1 pseudogene is annotated in these 471 nt (G+C 57.7%); it reads right to left on the bottom strand.

The features are described from left to right. Positions 1–471 (bottom strand): annotated as a pseudogene (locus tag FW764_RS28120) (type IV secretion protein Rhs); the annotation flags it as partial.

Genomic DNA, 471 nt, shown 5'->3' on the forward strand with positions numbered 1-471 from the left:
TATTCGTAGGCCAGCGCCCAGTGGCCGTCGTCGACGCTGAGGAGGTTGCCTTGGCGGTCGTAGGTGTAATCAACGATTTTGCCGTCGGGCAAGGTTTTTCGTATGAGGCGTCCGGAAGGGTCTCGCTCGTAACGGGTGACTAGCTGACTGCCATCGTCGCCGTGTTCGGTTTTCTCCAGCAGGTTGCTGTTGAGGTCATACACGTAGGCCGTGCGCTGGCCGTCAAAGCCTATTTCCTGCTGGATCAGCCCGTTGGGGTGGTAATCAAGTTGGTAGGTTTCGCCGACTTCGTTTTCGATCTCGGTCAGCAGTAACCGGGCGTTGTCGTAGCGGTAGTTGACCTGGGTGCCGTCAGAATTAATGCGCCGGCTGATCAGGTGCAGCCCGTCGGCGTATTCATAGCGGGTGACGTGGCCCAGTTCATCGCGTTCGGCGGTGATTTTTCCGTAGGGGTTGTAGCTGTATTCCCGC

The sequence above is a fragment of the Pseudomonas sp. 1152_12 genome (genome assembly GCF_052850675.1).